At 38.4% G+C, this 18,484-nt stretch carries 19 protein-coding genes; 1 reads left to right on the top strand and 18 read right to left on the bottom strand.

Features of this window, described 5'->3' with window-relative positions; genetic code table 11:
• The first annotated feature begins 69 nt into the window (after nt 1-69).
• The gene (locus AC5YGB_RS03995; protein ID WP_496137921.1) at nt 70-438 is read left to right on the top strand and encodes a CbiX/SirB N-terminal domain-containing protein; all 369 of its coding nucleotides are present in this window, start codon (nt 70-72) and stop codon (nt 436-438) included.
• Between the two features lie 5 nt (nt 439-443).
• Here AC5YGB_RS03995 and glk read toward each other — a convergent pair whose 3' ends face one another.
• From glk to AC5YGB_RS03905, 18 genes are all read right to left on the bottom strand, one after another.
• Complete coding sequence (glk, locus tag AC5YGB_RS03990; protein WP_496137920.1) at nt 444-1,421, bottom strand: glucokinase; 978 nt, start codon at nt 1,419-1,421, stop codon at nt 444-446.
• Nucleotides 1,402-1,725 carry a cupin domain-containing protein gene (locus tag AC5YGB_RS03985; protein ID WP_496137919.1) on the bottom strand — a complete coding sequence of 108 codons (324 nt, stop codon included), beginning with the start codon at nt 1,723-1,725 and terminating at the stop codon, nt 1,402-1,404. The genes glk and AC5YGB_RS03985 overlap by 20 nt, the downstream gene beginning before the upstream one ends.
• A gap of 80 nt (nt 1,726-1,805) precedes the next feature.
• Entirely contained in the window at nt 1,806-2,525 is a 720-nt protein-coding gene (gene pgl, locus AC5YGB_RS03980) for a 6-phosphogluconolactonase (RefSeq protein WP_496137918.1), read from the bottom strand.
• Nucleotides 2,515-3,987, bottom strand: coding sequence for a glucose-6-phosphate dehydrogenase (zwf, locus tag AC5YGB_RS03975; RefSeq protein ID WP_496137917.1), 1,473 nt, complete (start codon nt 3,985-3,987; stop codon nt 2,515-2,517). The genes pgl and zwf overlap by 11 nt, the downstream gene beginning before the upstream one ends.
• A gap of 14 nt (nt 3,988-4,001) precedes the next feature.
• On the bottom strand, nt 4,002-5,432 hold the full coding sequence (gene gnd, locus AC5YGB_RS03970; RefSeq protein ID WP_496137916.1) for a decarboxylating NADP(+)-dependent phosphogluconate dehydrogenase: 1,431 nt from the start codon (nt 5,430-5,432) through the stop codon (nt 4,002-4,004).
• A gap of 113 nt (nt 5,433-5,545) precedes the next feature.
• Nucleotides 5,546-6,406 (bottom strand): aldo/keto reductase, encoded by an 861-nt coding sequence (locus AC5YGB_RS03965; RefSeq protein ID WP_496137915.1) that lies wholly within the window; start codon nt 6,404-6,406, stop codon nt 5,546-5,548.
• A 19-nt stretch (nt 6,407-6,425) separates the two neighbouring features.
• Nucleotides 6,426-7,523 carry a sn-glycerol-3-phosphate ABC transporter ATP-binding protein UgpC gene (locus tag AC5YGB_RS03960; RefSeq protein WP_496137914.1) on the bottom strand — a complete coding sequence of 366 codons (1,098 nt, stop codon included), beginning with the start codon at nt 7,521-7,523 and terminating at the stop codon, nt 6,426-6,428.
• Nucleotides 7,524-7,573: 50 nt separating this feature from the next.
• Entirely contained in the window at nt 7,574-8,446 is an 873-nt protein-coding gene (locus AC5YGB_RS03955) for an ABC transporter permease subunit (RefSeq protein ID WP_020028232.1), read from the bottom strand.
• Nucleotides 8,443-9,252 carry an ABC transporter permease subunit gene (locus AC5YGB_RS03950; RefSeq protein ID WP_496138014.1) on the bottom strand — a complete coding sequence of 270 codons (810 nt, stop codon included), beginning with the start codon at nt 9,250-9,252 and terminating at the stop codon, nt 8,443-8,445. The genes AC5YGB_RS03955 and AC5YGB_RS03950 overlap by 4 nt, the downstream gene beginning before the upstream one ends.
• Before the next feature lie 184 nt (nt 9,253-9,436).
• Nucleotides 9,437-10,687 (bottom strand): ABC transporter substrate-binding protein, encoded by a 1,251-nt coding sequence (locus AC5YGB_RS03945; RefSeq protein ID WP_020026618.1) that lies wholly within the window; start codon nt 10,685-10,687, stop codon nt 9,437-9,439.
• Between the two features lie 169 nt (nt 10,688-10,856).
• A complete protein-coding gene (locus AC5YGB_RS03940) occupies nt 10,857-11,204 on the bottom strand; it encodes a hypothetical protein (protein WP_496137913.1) in 348 nt (115 codons plus the stop codon).
• Nucleotides 11,205-11,331: 127 nt separating this feature from the next.
• Complete coding sequence (locus tag AC5YGB_RS03935) at nt 11,332-12,528, bottom strand: AGE family epimerase/isomerase (RefSeq protein WP_496137912.1); 1,197 nt, start codon at nt 12,526-12,528, stop codon at nt 11,332-11,334.
• Nucleotides 12,528-13,946, bottom strand: coding sequence for an ATP-binding protein (locus AC5YGB_RS03930; protein WP_496137911.1), 1,419 nt, complete (start codon nt 13,944-13,946; stop codon nt 12,528-12,530). The genes AC5YGB_RS03935 and AC5YGB_RS03930 overlap by 1 nt, the downstream gene beginning before the upstream one ends.
• Before the next feature lie 29 nt (nt 13,947-13,975).
• Nucleotides 13,976-14,641: a response regulator gene (locus tag AC5YGB_RS03925; RefSeq protein ID WP_496137909.1), complete on the bottom strand. Its 666-nt coding sequence runs from the start codon at nt 14,639-14,641 to the stop codon at nt 13,976-13,978.
• A 117-nt stretch (nt 14,642-14,758) separates the two neighbouring features.
• Entirely contained in the window at nt 14,759-15,043 is a 285-nt protein-coding gene (locus tag AC5YGB_RS03920; RefSeq protein ID WP_496137908.1) for a hypothetical protein, read from the bottom strand.
• A 74-nt stretch (nt 15,044-15,117) separates the two neighbouring features.
• Entirely contained in the window at nt 15,118-16,398 is a 1,281-nt protein-coding gene (locus AC5YGB_RS03915) for a Y-family DNA polymerase (RefSeq protein WP_496137907.1), read from the bottom strand.
• Nucleotides 16,391-16,972, bottom strand: a complete 582-nt coding sequence (locus AC5YGB_RS03910; RefSeq protein WP_496137906.1) for a translesion error-prone DNA polymerase V autoproteolytic subunit — start codon at nt 16,970-16,972, stop codon at nt 16,391-16,393. Before AC5YGB_RS03910 ends, AC5YGB_RS03915 begins: the two co-directional genes overlap by 8 nt.
• A gap of 82 nt (nt 16,973-17,054) precedes the next feature.
• Nucleotides 17,055-18,419 carry an 8-oxoguanine deaminase gene (locus tag AC5YGB_RS03905; RefSeq protein WP_496137905.1) on the bottom strand — a complete coding sequence of 455 codons (1,365 nt, stop codon included), beginning with the start codon at nt 18,417-18,419 and terminating at the stop codon, nt 17,055-17,057.
• Between the last annotated feature and the right edge of the window lie 65 nt (nt 18,420-18,484).

Here is an 18,484-nt window from a genome sequence, read left to right as displayed (position 1 = left end):
TATTTTTTCAACGTGATAAGATACCCTAAAATAATCAATTAATTCAATTTAACGTATTATCGAACTAGTATGAATATATTACTATTGGTTGCTCACGGAAGCAGAAGAGAAGAATCAAACTTTGAGGTTGAAGCCTTATCAAAAAAAATGATTGAATTTAATACCAATGATTTTGATCAGATTATGCCGGCCTTTTTAGAATTTGCCTCCCCCTCAATTCCAGAGGCTATTAAAAAATGCAGCGAATTAGGAGCTTTAAACGTCACTGTTCTGCCCTATTTTCTCTCTGCAGGTGTCCACATCAACAGAGATATTCCAGGTGAAGTTAAGGACGCTTCTGTAGATTTTCCAAGCCTAAATATCACTATTTCAAATTATTTTGGATCAAGAGACGAGATTGCAGGACTTCTCATGAAGACTGCGTTAGATATTAAATAAATTAATTATAAATTATTGATCTTGTAGGCGCTTCCTATAAGACCCATGTTTTGTTTTTTAGATATGCAGATTGGAATATCTGTCATGTAATAATCAAGCCTTCCCTTATCTTGAAAACTCTCCAAGAAGTCACTTTCAAGAAAGAAATCTAAAAAATTTCTTACCAAATCACTTGTAATATAGATCCCTCCCAGGCAGCCTGTGGTTAATGCGATTGTTCCAGTGACAGAGCCAAATATTTTGCAAAAAAGATGAAGCGTCTCTTTTGCTGTTGAATCCGGATTTGATTGAATTGCTGCTGAAGTGACCTCAGCAGGACTCTGAAAAAGAATATCTCTTCCATTAATTTGACATAAAGCCTTATACAAGTTAACAATGCCTGGACCCGACAAAATTCTCTCAACTGAAACATGTCCAAATTGTTTTTTTAATATTTTTAATATTTCTATTTCTAGATCTGAGTTTGGTGCAAAGTCTGTATGACCACCCTGAGCAGGCAAAGGAATCCATCCATTTGATGATTCAATTAATCCACAAGTGCCTAGACCTGTACCTGGACCAATGACTAACCTAACTCTATCAATTTGAGCATTGCCTTGATTGACAACAACAACATCATCTTCACTCAATGTCGACGTTGCTAGGGCTTGAGCTGAGAAGTCATTAATCCAATTAACTTCAATGTTAAGAAGTGCAGATGAGACATCAGCCTTATTAATGACCCAATCATTATTTGCTGGTTTAAAGATATCCAAATGAGTGGTGCCAGCTGAGGCTATACAGGATGAGTTGATTTCTACATTTTGAATTGAAGAGAGATAAGATGTCATTGCCTCCTGAACTGTTTCAAATTCAGTACATGAAAGCGTTTTGATATTAGTTAGTTCTGACTCGCCAGGAGCCACAAGTGCAAACCTGGCATTTGTTCCTCCTATATCACCCACCAAATTATAACTATGAGTCTTAATGGTTTCGGTCTCCATCAAATATACAGACCATATAAAGGTCCTCTTCTCCAGTGTTGTGAACGCGATGAAAAACCCCGTCCTCAATTAAGATCATCTCTCCGCCAGAAATATCAAATTCATTATCATCTAACTGCATTCTTCCAGTGCCGCTTATAATCATGTAGACCTCCTCTTTACCAGGATGATTGTGCCCTCGAGTTGATTTTCCAGGATGCAGCGTTGTGGAGCTAACGACAAGGTTATTAAGTGATGTGTTATCCTTAAGAAGGTATGTTTCATTATCCTTAACAATTGCACCATCAATGTTAGTAATCTTCATATAAGCTTTAAATTTGATTAATGTAAGACAATATTATCCCTAGCTTTTAAAAACTTTACATCAAATAATTATTAATTGATTTATGGGCTCCAGTAAATATCAAGTCCGTCATCAAGGAATGCGAAGATTGGCATTTTGAATGCATCCTTTAAATCCATCGCCTTTTCAAGTGTATGGAGCTTACTAGATCCATTCAGATGAAGAAAAACTCTTTTTGCATCCATAATGGCCTTTGCAGGCATTCCTAGACGCTCATATGGGGCTGATGTTGGAGTCGTTGCCACTAAACAGTCATTATTATCTAAATCCATTGCAGATCTGATCTCCTCTGAGCATGGAAATAAAGAGGCTGTGTGGCCATCTGCGCCCATACCAAGAACCACGATATCGAAGGGTAATGTAAAACTTTTTAGCGCCTCTTCACTGGAAGCTCGACCCTCTTTAGCAGTTGAAGCATTATTTTTTAAAGGAACAAAATTAACATTGACCGCTTTATTTTTGATTAGGTGTGATTTTACTAATAGCTCGTTGCTATCTTTGTGATCTGATTCAACCCAGCGATCATCCACCAAAGTTAGGTCAACCTTGCTCCAATCTATGTCTAGATGAGAGAGAGCCACAAATAGTGGTACTGGTGTACTTCCACCAGAAACTGCCATACTAGCTCTACCTCTTTTCTTAATAGTCTCAAGTAAAATCTCTTTGATATTTTGACTTAAATCAACAGCCAGAGATTCACTGTTATTCGTGCTATAAAAGCCTACATGCTCGGGCAGGTAATATGTTTTGCTACTCCTCATGCCATTGATGCCCGTTACTTGTTATGAGCGCCTCACTCTCCTTTGGTCCATTACTTCCAGCCTTGTAATAGAAGAGCTCTTGATTTGAATTGTTGAAGGCCTCTAAAGTTTCGTCACACCACTTCCATGCAAGCTCCACCTCTTCTCGACAAAGAAATAAGCTTTGATTGCCATTCAAAATGTCCATTAGAAGACTCTGATATCCGCTCGGAATATTCAGCAGTTGTTGCGTTTTAATAAAATCTAAACTCATTGGATCTGACCTAATAATCGAATGCTTATCAACACCATGCGGTTTAGTAAAGACTTGGAGAGAGATACCTTCAGTCGGATGAAGACTAATAATCAAAGTGTTACCCTTGAGGCTCTCTTTGTTCTCATTAAAAATGTAGTGCCCATCTGACTTAAAGTGGATCACAATCTGGGTCGTCTTTGTTTCCATCCTTTTGCCAGTCCTTAGATAGAAAGGGACGCCTGACCAGCGCCAGTTTTGTATTTCAGTTTTAACAGAAACAAAGGTTTCGGTTTTGCTGTCTGGTTTGGCCCCTTCTTCATTAATGTATCTAGGTTTGTGAACGCCATCAACGCCACCATCAGTGTACTGAGCAGAGACGAAGCTAGAGGCTATACTTTCCTCATCGAGCGGTTTTAGCGCCTCTAAAACCTTAACCTTTTCAGATCGAATACTTTGATCATCGAGCCTATTGGGTGGCTCCATCGCGATCAAACAAAGCAACTGCAACAGATGACTCTGAACCATATCCCTTAACTGACCCATGCCATCAAAATAACCCCAACGATCCTCAATACCAACTGATTCTGCTGCAGTTATTTCAACATACTCAACCCCTTTACTATTCCATTGACTAGAGAATAATGAGTTTGCGAACCTCAGTGTAATTAAGTTTTGGACTGTCTCCTTTCCTAAATAATGATCAATTCGATAGATTTGAGATTCATCAAAATGTTTGATCAGCTTCTCATTAATCTCCTGTGATGATTCAAGGTCATAACCAACAGGCTTTTCAACGACGATGCGGCACTCTTTAGTAACAAGGCCTGCTCCTGATAGTCCGTCACAAACTGATTCAAAGAGCCCTGGAGAGATAGCCAAATAGTGTGCCATTGGCATATTCCAATCCTGAACTTTAAGCTTTAATTTTTGATAGCTGTCTGGGCTTTGAAGATCGCAACTGCAATAACTAAAACGATCTATTAGAGTTGAAACAATTGTCTGATCTAAGTACTCTGAAGGGACATAGGTTTCTAGTGATTTTTTAAGAGTATTTTTTAATTCAGAGTCAGAGATTTTTTTCCTACCAACACCCAAAATTTGCAGTGAACCACTGAGCATACTGTCTCTTTCAAGGTAGTACCAAGCTGGTATTAATTTACGAACTGATAAGTCTCCAAGGACCCCATAAAGGACAAAGCTATTAATTATTTTTAAAGATTCTTTCATCTTACAGCTCGCCCTTAATCAGTGTTTTGAATCCACTCTGTATGAAAAAACTCACCCTTTTTGCCGTCTAGGCGTTCATAGGTGTGAGCGCCAAAATAGTCTCTTTGCGCCTGCAGCAGGTTTGCTGGAAGCCTTTCACTTCTGTAACCATCAAAATAAGAGAGTGATGAGCTCATTGCTGGAACAGGAACCCCATTTGAAATTGCAACAGCAATGATTCTTCTCCATCCCTCTTGAGATTGATTGATTTTGTCCTTAAAGAAAGGGTCAAGCAATAAATTTTTAAGATCAGAATTGTTGTCGTAAGCATCTTTAATTTTTGTTAAGAATGCCGATCTGATAATGCATCCACCTCTCCACATCATGGCAATAGCACCATAATTCAAATTCCAATTGAACGCTTTAGCTGCATCTGAAAGGAGCGCATAGCCCTGAGCATATGAAACCATTTTTGAGGCATACAAAGCATCATGAATATCCTTTAAAGCTTGGGATTTGTCTCCACTAAAGCTAACTCTTGGGCCACTTAGCTGGCTTGATGCTTCTACCCTCTCCTCTTTAATTGAAGACAGGTATCGTGAAAAAACTGCCTCACCAATAAGCGTTAAGGGTGAGCCAAGATCTAAGGCAACTGAGGCTGTCCATTTACCGGTCCCCTTTTGACCAGCAGTATCAAGAATATTGTCTACTAAATAACTGCCATCCTCTTCTTTAAATTTAAGTATGTCCGCTGTAATTTCGATGAGGTAGCTATTGAGCTCTCCCTCGTTCCACTCTTTAAAGGTTTGATGCATTTCATCATTACTCATTCCTAAAACATCTTTCATAAGCTGATAGGCTTCACAAATGAGCTGCATATCTCCATACTCAATACCGTTATGTACCATTTTCACAAAGTGTCCTGAGCCGCCTTCTCCAATCCATTCACAGCAAGGCTCGTTATCACCTACTTTTGCAGAAATTTCCTGAAAGATACCCTTGACCTCAGGCCAAGCAGCTATTGAGCCTCCTGGCATAATAGAAGGCCCTTTTAGTGCACCCTCTTCACCGCCGGATACACCAGCACCAATAAAATGAAAACCTTTGGCCTCTAACTCCTCAGCTCTCCTAGACGTGTCTGGATAATGAGAGTTACCACCATCAATAATAATGTCACCCTGATCTAGTAAGGGTATAAGCTTTTGAATGTAAGCATCTACGACAGATCCAGCAACAACCATCAGCATAATCTTTCTGGGTTTTTTGATAGATTTTACAAATTCATCGAGATCCTCAAAACCATAGAGCTTGTTGTTTGATGATCTATTTTTGACTAGGTTATGTATTTGAGGAGATGTTCGGTTATGAACAGAAACCAAAAAGCCGTTACTTTCCATATTTAAAGCGAGACTTGATCCCATAACACCAAGGCCTATTAAGCCAATATCTGTTTCAACGTTTTCCATAACCTATCGTAACAATGATTATTAATATTTCGCTAATAAAACTAGGTAAAGTTTAAACTAAAGGTTTTTTTAAAATGTGTCAAAGTGTTGCAAAGTGTGTTGCACATATAAATCTAATCAAAAGGATACTCTAACTCATTAATCTCAAGATTGGGAACTAGACGCTGGTTTCTGGCTAGATTATATATTTTAAGCATATCTTTATACTCTATCTCGAAGTCAAAAATATCAATATTCTCTCTCAGTCTATATGAATTAGCAGTTTTAGGAATTGATACAGCTTTTTGTTGAAATATCCATCTGAGTGCGATTTGAGCAGGTGTTTTTGAGTACTTTTCAGCCAAATCAACAATTACATCATGCCTTGCAACATCGCCTCTACAGATTGGGCAATAAGCAACTAGAATAATATCTAAGTCCTGCATGACCTCTAACAATTTAGCTTGGGACAAAAAAGGATGATATTCAACTTGATTGCAAAAGATATCTTTAAAGCCAAGATTAAGACATTCATTTAAAAGGCTAGAGTTAAAGTTAGCAACACCGACCTCTTTGACTTTTTTTGCATCCTTAAGATCATACAAAATTTCTAATATATCCCCTAAATTAGTTTCAAACTTAGGCCAATGAATGAGAAGCAAGTCAACATATTCAGTTTGCAAATCTTTAAGACTTCTCTCAAAGTGCTTAGCAATATCTTTGTTCTTTAGAGGGGAACCATTGCCCTGCGAAGGAGTCCAGCTTGTTGTATTAATTTTTGTAGTTACAAAAATGTCTTCTCGATCTACATTTGAATTAATAATACCTTTTCCAACTTCAATTTCGTTTTCATACATTGAAGCGCCATCAATATGACGATAACCAATTTCAAGAGCTTCCTGGACAATGTTGATGCAGGTATCGCCTTGCAAGTCCCATGTCCCCAGACCCAAAGCAGGTATTGACAATCCTGATTTTGTGAAAGATTCACTCATACAGGTATTGTATCAATAATTATTTGATTCTTAGACCTGAATTTGGATCGAAAAGAATTGCCTTACTCGTGTCAACCTGCAAATCAAATTCTTTGCCAGCAATGTTTCCAGATTCAGGGCTGAGTCTGGCCATAACCTCGTTATCGTTCCACTGGCCTATAGCGACAGTATCTGCGCCCATTGGCTCTAATACATCTACGTCAAACTTGATCTGGTGAATGTAGGCATTTTTTGCAGCAGAAGGCTGAATTTCAGTAAGCATTTCAGGCCTAATTCCCAACATGACAACATCTAATTTTGAATTATTAATAGCCTCTTTACAAGGAATAGATAATTCATATTTCTGACCACCACTTTCAATAATTAAGTTTTCATCTTTAACGATGCACTCAATAAAATTCATCCCCGGTGAACCCATAAAGTCAGCCACAAAGTGGCTTACTGGATCGTTGTAAATTTCATAAGGAGTTCCTACTTGCTGCAATTCCCCGTCTTTAAGAACTGCGATCCTATCAGCAAGCGTCATCGCTTCGATTTGATCATGAGTAACATAGACAATAGTTGTTGCGATACGCTTATGTAATTTTTTTATCTCTGTACGCATCTCAACTCTAAGTTTCGCATCTAGATTTGATAGGGGCTCATCAAATAGAAAGACCTTTGGTGATCTTGCTAATGCCCTTCCCATTGCGACTCTTTGTCTTTGACCGCCTGATAGCTGGCCTGGCTTTCTATCTAATAAGTGATCAATTTGAAGAAGAGTGGAGACTTTTTTAAGAATAACCTCCTGCTCTTCTTTTGGCATCTTGCTCATCTCTAGACCAAAGCAAATATTCCTTGCAACGTTCATTGTTGGGTACAAAGCATAAGACTGAAAAACCATAGCAATATCACGGTCCTTAGGAGATTCTTCTGATACGTCCTTACCATCGATGACAATTTCACCCCCAGTCAAATCCTCAAGACCGGCAATTAAATTCATTAATGTTGATTTACCACAACCTGATGGGCCAATAAGTATTAAAAATTCTCCATCTTTAATGTCCAAATTGATGTCCTTAAGTACTTCTGTTTCTCCAAAAGATTTTTTAATTCCATTAAGGCTTATACTTCCCATTTTTTTATCCTGTATTTATTAATTATTTCAAATAGATATTGATAGTTTACTTATCCTTTTACTGCGCCAGCAGTTAGGCCTTTAACAAAGTACTTGCCTGCAATGACATAAACAACCAGAGTTGGCATAGCAGCGATAATTGCAGCAGCCATATCAACGTTATATTCTTTGCCACCAACAGATGTATTAACTAGATTATTAAGAGCTACTGTTATTGGCTGAGTTCCAGAGCCAGAGTAAACAACACCAAAAAGGAAGTCATTCCAAATCTGTGTAAACTGCCAGATAATGGTGACCACAAAAATTGGCGTGGACAAAGGAATAAATATGTGTCGAAAGATACTTAAAAAACCAGCCCCATCCAGCTTTGCTGCCTTCACTAATTCAGTTGGAATGCCAACGTAATAGTTTCTAAAGAAAAGCGTTGTAAAGGCGACTCCATATATCACATGGACCAATACCAAGCCTGTTACGGTATTCGCCAAACCTAACTCGCCTAGGAGCTTAGCCATCGGAAGAAGAATCACTTGGAAGGGAATAAAGCAACCAAATAGCAGTGCTCCAAACAACAGCTCACTTCCTTTAAACTTCCACTTAGCTAGAGCGTAGCCATTAAAAGCACCCACAACCGTCGAAATAATGACCGCTGGAACAACAATTCGAACGCTATTCCAAAAATATGGGGCTAGGCCCTGGCAATCACTACCAGTGCAGGCAGATGACCATGCCTTCTTCCAGGCATAAAGCGTTGGATCGAGTGGCAGTGCCATCAAGTTTCCACTTCGTATCTCTTCAATATCTTTGAGAGATGTCGTAAACATGACGTACAAAGGAGCTAAATATATAAGTGCAAAGAAGATCAGAATTAAGTAAATAAATGCACGTCCAAAATTAAAATTTGATAATTTATAGTTATTCATCATTTTTTCTCACGCAATTCTGAATACAAATAGGGAATTAAAACGGCCAATACTCCAAATAACATGATCATGGCACTTGCAGCACCGACACCAATTTGGGAGCGATTGAATGAATAGGTATACATGAAGTTTGCTGGAAGATCTGAAGCGTATCCCGGACCTCCACCAGTCAAAGCTTGAACTAAATCAAAACTTTTAATAGCTATATGAGTCAAAATAACAATTGCACTAAAGAAAACAGGCCTCATTAACGGCAATATAATGTGCCAATAAAGACGAGGCGTTGAAGCGCCATCAATTTTTGCAGCTTTTGTAAGGTTGTCATCAACACCCCTTAAGCCTGCTAAAAAAAGCGCCATTACGAAGCCGCTTGACTGCCATACGGCGGCAATAACTATCGTATAGATAGCCATGTCTTGTTCAACCAGCCATCGAAACTCAAAGCTAGCAAAGCCCCAATCACGCATCAGCTTTTCAATGCCTAACCCAGGATTTAGGATCCACTTCCAGGCTGTACCTGTGACAATGAATGAGATTGCCATTGGATATAAATAAATTGTTCTAATTGCACCTTCAACGCGAATTTTTTGGTCTAGAAATATTGCCAATAAAAGGCCTAATATAAGCGCAATAATAATAAAGAGAATTAAAAATATTAATAGGTTGTCAACTGCCACATCCCATCGTGGGTTATTAAAAAGTCTAGCATATTGATCGAGACCTACAAAGTCCCATTGAGGCATCATTCTACTTTTAGTTAAAGAGAGTAAGCCAGTCCAAATAATGAATCCATACATACATACAATCATCACGATTGTTGTTGGTGCTAAAACTATTTTTGGCAGATTTTTTTCTAAAAAATTGAGCACAGTGATTCTAATTTTATTATGATTTAATAGAATTAGGGCGCCTATATTAGACGCCCTAAGCGTATAGCAAGCACATTAACAAAAAAGGAGGATTGTTAGAGTGCTTACTTATACTGACTTACTCTTACATTGCTGCAGCCATTGAAGCTACAAGCTGAGCAGCACCATCTTCAGCACTCTGGTCAGAGTTAAAGAAGTTAGTAGCTGAATCAACGACCGCTCCAGCTACTGCTGAAGGTAACGCCATACCGTGAGCAAAGCTCGGTACTAGGCCACCACTTGTAGAAGCGGAAACAAAAGCGTCCATTGAGTCATGAGCACATGAATCAAACTCAGATCTTGAAACGCCTAGACGTGCAGGAATTGATCCTTTGTTTAGGTTGAATACTGTCTGAAAGTCAGTACCTAGGATTTCTGCAGCCATAATGTTTTGAGCTCCAGTTCCAGCTGTTGTTCCCTGTGCAAAGAAAGCAAATGAGTCAATGTTGAACGTGTGAGCACCTGAAGTTCCAGGAGCAGCAGTACAAGTGTAATCTGTGCCTACGTTCTTTCCAGCAACTTTGAATTCACCTTTTGCCCAGTCACCCATGATTTGCATACCAGCTTTACCTTCAATAACCATTGAAGTCGCAACGTTCCAGTCACGTCCTGGTGCATTAGAGTCAATAAACTGACGTAAGTTTCCGAAAGTTTCAAAAACTTCTACTGTAGTAGCACTGTTAAGTGCGTCCATGTCCATCTCTACGAATGCTTTGTTATAGTAGTCTGCACCACCAACACCAAGAACCACTGCTTCAAATACAGTTGCATCTTGCCATGGCTGACCACCGTGAGCTAGTGCTACGTAACCAGCGTCTTGAAGTTTCTTGGCTTGAACCATGAAATCATCCCAAGTTGTTGGAATTGTAGCGCCTGCAGCACGAAATACTTCAGGGTTAGACCACATCCAGTTAACTCTGTGAACGTTTACAGGAGCAGCAACATATTTGCCTTCGTGCTTCATTACGTCAGAGACAACTGAAGGTAGAAGATCATCCCAGTTATTTTTAGTTGCAACACCATCGATGTCAGCTAAAAATCCTAGGTCACCCCATTCTTGAATCGAAGGACCTTTGATTTGTGCTGCAGTAGGAGGGTTTCCTGAAATTGCTCTTGACTTAAGAACAGTCATCGCATTTTCACCACCACCACCAGCAACAGCGAAGTCAGTCCAACCAACTCCAGCGTCACTTAGCTTGCCTTTTAAATAATTTACACTTGCAGCTTCACCACCACTAGTCCACCAGTGTAATACCTCAACGTCTCCAGCAGATACTGAAGTCGTGCTTGCTAGTAGCGCTGTTGCCGCTAGCGTTGTTAACTTATTATTCTTCATATTTTCTCCATTAAAATTATATGAATCACATCCTGCACACAATTGAGCAGAATTAGAACCAGTTTATTAGTGGGGTTATTTCAAACTGTATAGAATTGTTACAAACTATGACAATTTGAATCGAACAATGAATAGTAAGCTGTTGAATCTAATAAAGTTTTACTGTTTTTTACTCTGTATTACTTAGATCAAACTCGAAAGGAACTCTGGATGAGTGATGATGCCTGATTGGTGAGTCACTGGAAAGATCAATCAAAAAGCTATACCAAGATAAATATTTCTTATCTCCTTTACTACCCAGACAAAAAATATAATCTCCTGTTATTAAAAAGTTGTTTTCAGGCAACTCTTTAATTATGGCATTTTCAACATTTACCTCAACAGAAGCAGCACCATTAAAAGCAACCTCAAAATAGCCTTTTATTTCGTTATTTGAAGTTAAGAGTTTTGGTAGAAAAGGTAGGCAAAAGGGTTGCACTATCATGGTAAAGGCTGAGGATGTTTTTCGTATCTGCATTATTGAAATAGTTAGCCCACTGCTCAATTACATTTTCAGGTGTCATAAATATATAAATCTTAAAAAATTAATTGATTATTTTAAACTAGGACGTTGGTTAAAAAAAATAGATAAATTACTAAAAGAGTTAAAGATCCAAAACATTCATTACTTCGTAACAAGCACCCATCGTATGGTAATCTACTTTTCCAGCTGGACTTTTAAGATCATCATACTTGTTGTTATTTGAGTCTAGAATACGATACCATGCACCATATTTATGATCAATCATATACTCCCAACTAAAGCTCCAAATTCGATCATACCAATCCCAATAATATTTATCATTAGTCCTATGAGCTAACAATGCAGCAGCTGCAATCGTTTCGGCCTGCACCCAAAAATATTTATCTTTATCAGAAACATCACCATTTGGCGCAAAACCATAATAAAGCCCCTCATTTTTTTCATCCCAGCCCATTTCAATTGCATCTTCAAACAGCTCTTGAGCACGAGGCAAAAGCCAATCCTCTTCTACATGTCTTTCAAGGATTAGTAATAACTTTGACCATTCAGTAAGGTGTCCCACTTGAAAGCCCCATGGTCTAAACAAGTCGTCAGGTTTATCTTTATTGAAGGACCAATTGATTAGCCAGTTTGAATCATAGTGTTCCCAAATTAAGCCGTCTGCTTGCTCAGCTTGCCTGATACAGATGCTCTTGGAGATAGCTAAAGCCCTATCCAGATACTTTTGTTCATTTGTTACTTCAAAAGCAGCTATTAAAGCTTCGCATGCGTGCATGTTCGCATTCTGTCCACGATAACTTGACTCTTGAGTCCAGTCAGAGTTTTTTTCATCAGAATAAAGCTCATACTCATTAATCCAAAATTGTTTTTCCATTAACTCAAAAGTTTCTGCAATGTAGTGTTTTGCTTCATTAATACCGGCCTTATAGGCTGTTGAATAGGCTAGTAATACAAAAGCCAACCCGTAACAGTAGTTCGTTGAGTCTTTCGCTTTTTCACCTTCTAGTATCCACCTATAGCCACCAGTACTTTTATCAAGATGGTAATCTCTTAAAAAGTTTATTCCATGACGAGCAGCTTCAATATATTCATCATTATCGAAATGAATTGAAGCCATTGAATAATTAAAGATAAAGCGAGTGCTACTTACCAGGTGTCTGGTACTAGTATCATAGATGCTCCCATCATCCCTAAAGTGATGAAAAAACCCTCCAAACTCCTTATCGATACAATGTGGATGATAAAAGTCCATAATCGAGCTTATATGCTCAGTCAGGAATTTCTTATCTCTAAAGAATGGGTTGTTTTTTGATTTCATTAAACAGGAAAGTACACTTCAACAACAAGCCCGCCACCAGATCGATCTCTGAGCTCAAGCTCACCACCATGAATATTTGCTATGCTTCTTGCAATTCCGAGACCCAATCCTGAGTGAGCATCATTTAATTCATGATCCAATCGGTAGTATGGCTTAAAAACTTTTGCCTTTTCAATATCACTTAAACCTGGCCCTTTATCTTTAATTTGAATATAGATTCCTGTTTTCTTTTTTTGCCCAGTGACTTCAACTCCATTTCCATAGGTTAAAGCATTATTTATTAAATTTGAAAATAAACGTTCAATGGCTAGAACTCTCCCCTTCATAGAAATTGTTCTCTTAAAATCAATTTTAATTGGCAATCCTTTTATTTCTTCTTTTTTTAGAATCGCCGTTAACATTGTTGTTAATTCAATCTTAGAGGTATTTTCGTGCTCAATTCCATCAGTCATAATCTTTAGGCTTCCTTTGACCATAGACTCAAGATAGTCTAGATCGCCAATCAAGTCTTCCTTCACAGGGCTATCTTCAATTTGCTCTACTCTGAGACGCGCTCTGGTTAATGGTGTTTTTAAATCATGTGAGATAGCAGCAAATGATCTTTCTCTATCGGATATAAATTTTTGAATGCGCCTTGCCATTGAATTAAAGGCACCAATTGTTGCCACCATCTCCTTAGAGCCTTTCTCTTCCATTTGACGAGGGTTACGACCCTTTCCAAGAAGATCTGCTTGGTGCGCTAAAGTCTTTAATGGCAAAACAAGCCACCTCACGAACAAAAAGGTTAGCAAGAGCACTGTAAGAGAGACCGCTAAAAGAGTAAATATTCTCTCTCCATTAATCCAGTCAATGCCTAATAATAATTCACCATTTGGAACCACTGTCGTTAGATACATCCATTCATCTTTATCCACTGGAAACTGAATGACCACAAAAGGACTTTCATCCCCAGGGTCAAGGAGTGAAAACCTTTTCCAGTTTGGGGATAGAGACACCATTAGGTTTTCACCGGTCAAGATTTTTAGGTTGTCAAAATCAACAAATATAATGTCCATGTCGTCAATCTGACCAATCTGAGCGGTTATGCTTGACTGCAAGTTCTCTCTAACCAACGTAGAAAATTCAGACTCTTGAATTGGAACTAAATCGATATATTGCTTATTTACAGATACAAAGAAGCGAGTTCCTCCCATGTCTCTGAGCTGATCAAGAACAATATGGCGGTATTCTTTTGGCAGTTCTTCAAAGAACTTGACTGTCTGGGCAATTCGAGAGCCCATAGCTTGAGAGACTTCAACCATTCTCTTTCTTTCTGAGTTTTGAAGCTGACCTACCCATAGCCATGCGCCAAGTATTTGCGCCAGAAAGATTCCAACAAATAAAACTGATGTCATTCTACCGACAACAGTTTTAGGCATGAATCGAGATATATAGGTAAACACTCTGCTCAACTTTTTAGCAGGAGGACATAACCTTTACCTCTTACACTTTGAATAATTTCTCCATCAAAATGACTACTGAGTTTGTGCCTTAATCGGCTCACAATTGTATCAATCGAGCGATCTAATGGATCCACTTTTCTTCCGTGGAGTAGCTCTCCAATTTCGTCTCTACTTAGAACTGTCCCTATTTGCTTATGAAAAACACAGAGTAAGTCAAACTCAGTCCCAGTTAGTTCAAGCTCTTCTCCACCAATGAAGGCGCTTCTTGCAGAATAATTCATAACGATATTGTTATCAACGTCCTCTTCTTTTATTTCAGAACGCCTTAATAGTGCTTTAATTCTGGCAAGAAGCTCTCTCGGATTGAATGGCTTGCCCATATAGTCATCAGATCCCAACTCCAAGCCTAGAATGCGGTCAAGGTCATCACTTGCGGCAGTCAGCATAATAATAGGTATATTTGAGTTTTGGCGCACCCTTTTACAAACTTCAAGACCATCAATGCCTGGGAGGCCAATATCTAAAACAATTAAACTGAATTTGTTTACATCTTTTTTTAAAAAGGATTCACCATCAGTAAAAGCTTCAACTTCAAAGCCATTTTTTTTTAGATATTGATCCAACAATTTAAGAATTTCTGGATCATCATCGATGATTGCGAGCTGCTTCATTCTTAAATATTATCCAGTATAAAAACGATTTATTATAGACATAGAAAATATTTATGCAATTTTGGATAAAAAAAATGACCTTAAAAGGTCATTTTTTTTTGTTTCATATTAAAGGTTTTACGCTAAGAAATATTCACCTATTTGAGTCATAACTGTTGTTGATGAAACATCTGCGCCTCCCGCCTCTCTAATTTCAACAATATCAGCGCGCTCACCAAATGTTTTTACAAATGATGGGTCTTTCGCTTCAGCCAATACAAAAACAGCGGTCTCATCAGGGTTTGCTCCTGCCCAAATCATCTTTGCACCTTGCTCATTCATTTGAGATTCTAAGCCTTTTGCCATCTCTGACCAAGTTTTCCAACCTTTAGAAATATTTATCGTTACCAACATACGTACCATTTGATTTCTCCTTATTAATTATTAAAATTACATTGTAGTATATTTTTTGATTTTTTTCAGTGTTATGCCGTGACTTAAATTACCAATAATTCAGTCCAGCTTGTTGTGTATCTATTTGACTTGAAGTCAGCCCTTGGAAGCCATCTATTGTTACCTAGCTCACTGGCGTATTTAATTGATTCATTGAATCTTTTATTGACACTTCTTATCGTATTCGATTTTTGGCGTGCCATGGTCTGAATCTGACTATTTTGAGTTATCGAAAATAGATCTTGCTGCTGATAATTTTTAGTTAGGCTTCCTAGCACTAAACCGCCCTTATAAAAGGAATATCCAGGTTTATAAATTAACCTTAGTATTTGCGCTACTAAAGGAATAATTTGAGACTGATCTTGAATAGCAGTTGTCATTCCTACTGTTTTTGATAGGTGAACACAAGGCTTATCTTTCTTATGAGGATTGGTATAGATGAAAACCGTAATAGTTGTCGTTGCTAACTGATGATTATTGAGCTTATTCACGGCCTTTCTGGTCAGGTTAGTCAAGGCTTGGTTTAGCTCATCAAAATCCTTCAAATCACAGCCAAAGGAACGTGAAGAGACAATCTGTTGTCTGGCTGGAGGAATAGCCTCAATAGGAATACACGAGCTACCATAAAGCTCCTTATAAATCTTTTTCCCATTGACTCCCAAAAGCGTTTCAATCACACCGACATCAGATTGATAAAAGTCATGGCTAGTATGAATACCAATACGATTTAATTTTTTAGCACTTTGCCTGCCTATACCCCATAAATCTCCAACCTCAACTGACTTCAACAGCTTGCAATATCTTTCACAGGATAAATCATCGATATCAAAAACACCATCAAATCGTGGGTACTTCTTAGCAATACGATTAGCAAGCTTTGCCAAAACTTTAGTACTCCCAACGCCGACACATACCGGGATTCCCGTCCAGCTCTTAACGCGCCTTCTTAGAGAGTGCATGTGATCCATCAAGTTAAGTGGAAGCCTCATGAGATCTATAAAGCTTTCATCGATAGAGTAAACCTCTTGAACAGGGGAGTACTCTCCAATAACCTTCATCACTCTGGAGGACATGTCCCCATATAAAGGATAGTTTGAAGACTTCACCACTACGCCGTTTTGAGTAATTAAGTTTTTGAGCTTGAAGTAAGGCACTCCCATTTTGATACCTAATGCTTTTGCCTCATTAGAGCGTGCAATGATGCAGCCATCATTATTAGAGAGAACAACAATAGGCCTGCCCTCTAACTTGGGTTCAAAGACTCTTTCACAGGAAGCATAAAAGTTATTACAATCAACCAGTGCAAACTTGGTTCGATTATTCATATTGGTGTATTACAGATGTCACAACACCCCATATAATGAGCTCGTCGTCACCACTAATTTTAATATCTTCAAAGTCAGGATTTTCAGCCTTAAGGGTTATGTTTCCCTTGTATTTATGCAGACGCTTCACAGTAAATTCACCGTCAACAACTGCGATTACTATTTTTCCACTTTTGGCCCCTAAAGATTTATCAACTATGAGGATGTCGCCCTGCTGAATACCAGCTCCTATCATCGAATCGCCCTGAGCTTTAACAAAAAATGTGGCCTCTTTATGGTGAATAAGATGTGTATTTAGATCGAGAGTATCCTCCAAGTGATCGTCTGCTGGAGAGGGAAAACCTGCCTGAACACGAGAAGTAAAAATTGGAATTGATAGCTCAGTTGGATTGTCCTTAACTGCAAGAACTTCGACATCTGATTTAATTTGAGATTTGTATATTTCAATAACAGGATTAATAGAATCTACAAGACTAACAGGCACTCTAATGACTTTCGTTTCTTCTTTGAAGCTACCTGAATTTTTTTTACGACCAGCGCCCTTTCGAGAGCCTCCATGAGTACTTTTATTCATTCAACTTGATTTATGTAACAATATTCAAGTTGGGATTATAAATTAACCTATATCGGAGGTCAATAGTTGATTTAAGATAAAACTATGCGTCAGATAATTGACGTAATTTTTTTGCTGCAGTGCTATGGCGATTGATCAATTCAGATTCATCTTTTCCAACAATACCTCCATCAACAACTTTCCATTTTCCGGCTACCATAACCCTATCGGCTTTTTGTGCTCCGCATAGCAATAAAGCAGCCAAAGAGTCATGGCTACCAGAGAATCTGAGCTCATCGAGCTTAAATAAGGCTAGGTCTGCCTGCTTACCAACCGTAATTTCACCAATATCTGACCTTCCTAGAAGTGCAGCTGAACCTTTGGTAGCCCAGTTGTAAGTCTTTTGATGTGTAATCTTTGAGGCGCCATAACGCAAGCGTTGCAAATACATTGCCTGCCTCAACTCAGCAATCATATTAGAGCCATCATTAGAAGCCGAGCCATCAACGCCAAGGCCAATAACAGAGCCTGCATTTTCAAGTTCAAGACTATGACAAATACCAGAAGCTAGCATCATATTTGAAGTTGGACAGTGACAAATACCAACATTATTCTCACCTAACTTTTTAATCTCTTCTTTATTAAAGTGTATGCCATGAGCAAGCCAAGTTCGACCAGACAGCCAGCCGACACTCTCAAGATAGTCAACAGTCCTCAAACCAAATTTTTCTAAACAAAAATTCTCTTCATCTATCGTTTCTGCTAAATGGGTATGAAGACGAACATTTTGCTGCTCAGCAAGCTCAGCAGTCTCAATCATTAAATCAGTAGTTACTGAGAAGGGAGAGCATGGAGCAAGCGCAATTTGAGTCATTGATCCCTCGTTTGCATCATGGTAAGCTTTGATGAGTCGCTCACTATCAGATAGTATCTGTTCTTTAGTCTGAACAACAGATTGCGGCGGTAGACCGCCATCTTTTTCACCAAGACTCATCGAGCCTCTAGTCAGAACAACGCGAATTCCTAGCTTTTGAGCTTCTTCTACTTGAATATCTATAGCATTTTCAAGCTGATCTGGAAAAAGGTAATGATGATCACTTGCAGTAGTGCACCCAGACAGAAGCAATTCAGATAGTGCTAATTCAGTTGAAACAGATAGCATTTCAGGCTGAATGTTTGCCCAAACCTTATATAGGCTCTTGAGCCATGGAAAAAGCTCCTTATTCAAAGCTTCAGGATAAGCTCTTGTTAGAGTCTGATAGAAGTGATGATGAGTATTTATCAAACCAGGTAGTAAGACACTTGTACTTGCATCATAAGTTTCATCAATAGTTGCCTTAGGAGTCTGACCCATTTGTACTAATTCGATAATTTTTTGGCCTTGAACAATAACTCCGCCTTCACAGTTCTCAGCAAAGACATCTAAAGGGTTTTTAATCCAAATAATAGGTTGATCACTCTCGACCATATAATTTATTGAAAACTAAATAAAGCGATAATACACAATCAAGAACTAAAGAGAAACACCTTTTT

The sequence above is a fragment of the Candidatus Pseudothioglobus sp. uisw_142 genome (genome assembly GCF_059512465.1).
Note: the sequence above shows the minus strand (reverse complement) of the source record. Positions and strands in the feature narration are given on the sequence as shown.